The organism is Agarivorans sp. (assembly GCF_050295395.1).
In the GTDB taxonomy this organism is placed as follows: Bacteria; Pseudomonadota; Gammaproteobacteria; order Enterobacterales; family Celerinatantimonadaceae; genus Agarivorans.
Map to the genome: position 1 here is coordinate 1 of NZ_JBNKPP010000273.1, position 4,714 is coordinate 4,714.

General features: G+C 47.0%; 5 protein-coding genes. All 5 read right to left on the reverse strand.

Annotated features, from left to right (window positions below):
• Positions 1 to 257: 257 nt before the first annotated feature.
• Entirely contained in the window at positions 258 to 1,502 is a 1,245-nt protein-coding gene (gene ccmI / locus ACQY6Q_RS16320; protein WP_427983058.1) for a c-type cytochrome biogenesis protein CcmI, read from the reverse strand.
• Positions 1,502 to 1,972 carry a cytochrome c-type biogenesis protein gene (locus tag ACQY6Q_RS16325; protein WP_427983060.1) on the reverse strand — a complete coding sequence of 157 codons (471 nt, stop codon included), beginning with the start codon at positions 1,970 to 1,972 and terminating at the stop codon, positions 1,502 to 1,504. The genes ccmI and ACQY6Q_RS16325 overlap by 1 nt, the downstream gene beginning before the upstream one ends.
• Before the next feature lie 2 nt (positions 1,973 to 1,974).
• Complete coding sequence (locus ACQY6Q_RS16330) at positions 1,975 to 2,508, reverse strand: DsbE family thiol:disulfide interchange protein (RefSeq protein WP_055732178.1); 534 nt, start codon at positions 2,506 to 2,508, stop codon at positions 1,975 to 1,977.
• Positions 2,509 to 4,500 (reverse strand): heme lyase CcmF/NrfE family subunit, encoded by a 1,992-nt coding sequence (locus ACQY6Q_RS16335; protein WP_427983062.1) that lies wholly within the window; start codon positions 4,498 to 4,500, stop codon positions 2,509 to 2,511.
• 9 nt (positions 4,501 to 4,509) lie between these two features.
• Positions 4,510 to 4,714, reverse strand: a 205-nt coding sequence (locus ACQY6Q_RS16340; RefSeq protein WP_427983064.1) for a cytochrome c maturation protein CcmE, incomplete at its 5' end; no start/stop codon positions are given.

Sequence of the window (4,714 nt, forward strand, 5' to 3'; positions counted from 1 at the left end):
ATTTTGATAGGGTTGAGCCTCAAGCTCTTGCGCCTTTACAGTTGCAGAAAAAGCCGTTGAAATAATTGCAGCAAACATCATAAAAGCTGTAACTATATTACGCACGCCCACCTCTTCCTTGGTTAAAACCTCGTACTAAGCGCGCTTCAACTGCGCACCAAAAACAAATAAAGCTTGCTAGCAAGCTTTATTATTATGACACCGATATCCAAAGCTGAGTAGTCTTATTTATTGACAATTCAATAAGAAAGAACTTGCTATAAGCGCGTATCTATGTGCAATTGAATGGTTTCTTGCTGCTCTGAACTGATCGGATCAGACTCTCCTTGCCAGTCTCCATCAGTGGTTTGCGCGTTATTATCATAAGACAAACGAGCGGTAATATAGAAGGCGCCCTGCTGTGATAATTTCAAGCCTTCCATCATACTGTCACTATCCGACAAGGTTAGCGTTAAAGGGAAACGAGGATGAGCGATTTTTTTAGCAGCCAATGGCATGGGTGGCCCATTGACCGCTTTAGCAAATACAAATAGGAAGCTTGAATCCGGCACTTCCACTCCCTCTTGCACATCTACCGTAATTTGGTAACTGGGGCCAGTTGCTGGTGCTTCGCTAACTTGCTCCTGCTGTTGAGCGTGCTGTGCTAATTGGGCTTGAGCAAAAGCAATGCTCTGCTGGAGCATTTGATGACGCTCGGAATCGGCATCAACTAGGCTCAGCATGCGCTGCCAGCGGTCAATCGCTAACTGGAACTGCTGTTGTTCTAAGGCCATAAAAGCATATAAAGACCACAGCTCTAACTGCGAAGAATCCTGTTGCAGTGCTAGTACCAAGATCCGTTCGGCTTTAGCCTGTTGGCTGGCATCTCCACTATAAAACAGCGATTGTGCATATACCGCGATAATACTAGCGCTAGCAGGATCGCGCATATAGGCCTGCTCGGCAGCATCTGTCATTATATCGAGTCGGTTTAGCGCTTGGCCGACTTTGGCCAATAAAAACCAACCTCGAGTATCACTAGGGTCGTTATACAATTTAGTCCGCAAGCCTAAAGCAAAATCTTGCAAATCTTGCTCGCTAACATCACCGCCTTCACCCAGCAAAATTCTATTGCTAAGCTCAGGCATGTTCTCCACCACCTTTTGCCAATCTTGCACCTTATCGGCACTGCCCAACTTAAAGTAAAGCACCATCGATAAGACGATAACAGCAGCAATACCAGGAAGCACTAACCAAACAGAAACTGCTTGCTGTTGTTTACTGTCTTGCTCTGGAATATCGTCTAACAAATTGTGTTGTAGTTCGCTGACCAACAGCTGGCTATCGTCAGCCAAGCCTTGTTGATCTTCTTGCTCAATTTCTTGCAAGCGATCTTTGTATAAGGTTTTATTCAGCTCAGTTTGAGTAATCGAACGCCCATGTCGCTGGCGCACAAAAGGCATCACCAATGCCGCAAGCGCCAACACAGTTAACACCAAGGCCGCTAACCAAAATACTGTCATTACTTATCCTGCTCCGTCTGTTTGATTAAGGCTTCAAGGCGTTGCTTTTCATCGGCATCTAGCTCGGGTTTAGCATCAGCTCTGCGCCTAGCCACCCGCAAGACCACTAACAGACCCAGCACTATAATGCTTAAAGGGGCCGCCCAAAGTAGCATTACCGCAGGCGTTAATGGCGGATCATAGCGAACAAAGTTACCGTAACGAGCCACCATGTAGTCCAATACTTGCTGCTTGGTATTTCCCTGTTTCACCATTTGGTAGGTTTTTTCACGTAAGTCCTGCGCCAAACCCGCATTAGAATCAGCAATATTGTTGTTTTGACACTTAGGACAGCGCAATTCGCGGGTTAATTCGCGAAAAAGTTGCTCCTGCTCGGGGCTATCAAACTCATGAACATCTATCGCAGCGCTTAAACTGGTAGACATAAAAAGTGCTAACAGCAGTGTAAAAGCCTTTAAATATTGGTTCATGTTCACTCCAAAGCACTAAAGATTGGAGCAAGGGTATCTTGCCAATTTCGCGGATTAACATCGCCCACATGGCGATAACGAATAATCCCATGACTATCGATGAAATAAGTTTCGGGGGCTCCGTAAACGCCTAGGTCAAGCGCGAGTAAGCCCTTACCATCGTAGAGGTTGATTTGATAGGGATTACCCAACTGCTCAAGCCATTGAATCGCTTTTTGTCGGTCATCCTTATAATTTAAGCCAACTATCTTTATCCCTTGTTGTTCAGCTAGAGAATTAAGAAAAGCATGCTCTGCGCGACAAGTTGGGCACCAAGTAGCCCACACATTTAGCAGCAGTGGTTCGCCCTTGAAAATATCGGCTGCATATTGCTTATCTTGTTGATAAATATCTTGCAGTGTAAATTCCGGTACAGGTCGGCCAATCAACACAGACTCCAGTTCAGTGGCATCACTATATAGGCCGCGATATAAAAATACCGCCATCATTAAAAATGCCACCAAGGGCAACAAAAAGTACCAAAAACGCTTGCTCACTTAGCCCTCCTCTGCAAGTTTACTGCTGTTTTCTGTGCGCGGATTAAGCTGGCTTTGCTTTACCTTAAAGCGATAACGCTTATCGCTGATAGCAAATACGCCGCCCAAGGCCATAATAATCGCCCCTAACCAAATCCAACGAATGAAGGGCTTATAATACAAACGCACCGCCCAAGCACCACCAGGCAACTGCTCGCCCATGGCCGCATATAAATCACGCCAAAAACCAGCATCAATGGCCGCTTCTGTCATCATATTACGTTGCACGCGATAGAAGCGTTTTTCCGCCCGTAACGAGCCCGCTAACTTATCGCCCTGATAAACGTCAATAACCCCAACATGACCTTGGTAATTAGGACCAACCAAGGGTTCTACACGCATGAAATTAAACTGATAATCGGCAAAGGTCACCGAGTCACCGGCTTCCATGCGTAGGTCTTTTTCAATGCTATAGTGACTGGTTAAAGCTACTCCAATCACTGTCACGGCCAAGCCTAAGTGACCTAACACCATAGCCCAGTGTGAGCGACTTAACACAGTTAAACCTTTAACAAAGCTATGGCGATGAGTGGCGCGTAAGTACACTTCCAAAACCGTACAGGCGATAACCCAACAGGCTAGTACCACCGCCATATAGGCTAAGCCATAGAACTGAGGCGCAAACACCGCAAACAGTGCAGCTGGAACGAGCAGACTTAAGCCAGCGATAATAATCAACTGGGATTTAAGTGGCCCAAGTGCCTGACGTTTCCAACGCAATAGTGGGCCAATACCCAAGGCGATAGCAAAAGGTACAATCATCCAACTAAACATGCGGTTAAAAAACGCTTCGCCGATGGAAATACTACCTAAACCAATCTCTTTATGGATCAGTGGCAATAAGGTACCCAGCAATACTACAACTAAAGCAGCCACCAACAAGATATTGTTAATTAACAAAAAGGTTTCTCGTGAAAACAAGCTATAGCTGCCTCGGCTCTTCACCTGCGAACCACGAACCGCAAATAACAGCAACGAACCACCAATCACCACCAGTAAGAAGGCCAGAATAAATAAGCCACGGGCAGGGTCACTGGCAAAGGCATGCACCGATACCAATACTCCTGAGCGCACCAAGAAGGTACCCAGTAAACTCAGTGAAAAGGCGGAAATGGCCAATAGCACTGTCCACGACTTAAATACTCCGCGTTTTTCCGTTACCGCTAAAGAGTGCAGCAGAGCCGTACCCACCAGCCACGGCATGAACGAGGCGTTTTCCACTGGGTCCCAGAACCACCAGCCGCCCCAGCCTAGCTCGTAATAAGCCCACCAACTGCCAAGAGCAATCCCCAGCGTTAGGAATACCCACGCCGCCATGGTCCATGGTCGCGACCAGCGCGCCCAGGTTGAATCAAGACGCCCAGCCAGTAAAGCAGCAATAGCAAAAGCAAAAGCGACCGAAAATCCGACGTAACCCATATACAATAATGGTGGATGAAAAATCAGCCCCACATCTTGCAGCAAGGGGTTAAGATCTTGACCATCTATCGGGAAAAACGGCAAAGTTCGCTCAAAAGGATTAGAAGTTAATAATATGAAAAGGTAAAAGCCAACGCATATCATTCCCATAACGGCTACAACCCTAGCCACCGCATCCAAAGGCAGGCCGCGACTAAATAAAGCCACTGCCGCTCCCCAGCCAGACAGTATCATTGCCCATAGTAGTAATGAGCCCTCATGGGCTCCCCATACCGCCGACAGGCGAAAATAGAGTGGCATTTGACTATTCGAATTATTCGCCACGTAAGCCACTGAAAAATCATTAACCGCGAAGCTGTAGCTCAGCACTGCAAACGAAAGAGCCACAAAGGCAAACTGAGCCAAGGCTAGAGGACGAGCCAAGCGCATTAAAGTCACGCTATTTTTGCTGGCTCCCCATAGCGGGTACACGCTTTGCAACATGGCCAGCGTGACCGCGAGAATAAGTGCGTAATGTCCAAGTTCAGGGATCATAATAACTCTCTAGTGTCCTGAGCCTTTAAGTTGGGCTTCGGTGTATTCGGGTTTGAAATGTTCCATTCCTTCCAAGGCCTCAGCCACTTCAGGCGGCATGTATTCTTCATCGTGCTTAGCGAGGACTTCAAAAGCGTCTACCGTGTTGGCGTCGACTAAATGTCCTTGAGCAACAATGCCCTGTCCCTCACGAAATAGGTCGGGCAAAATACCT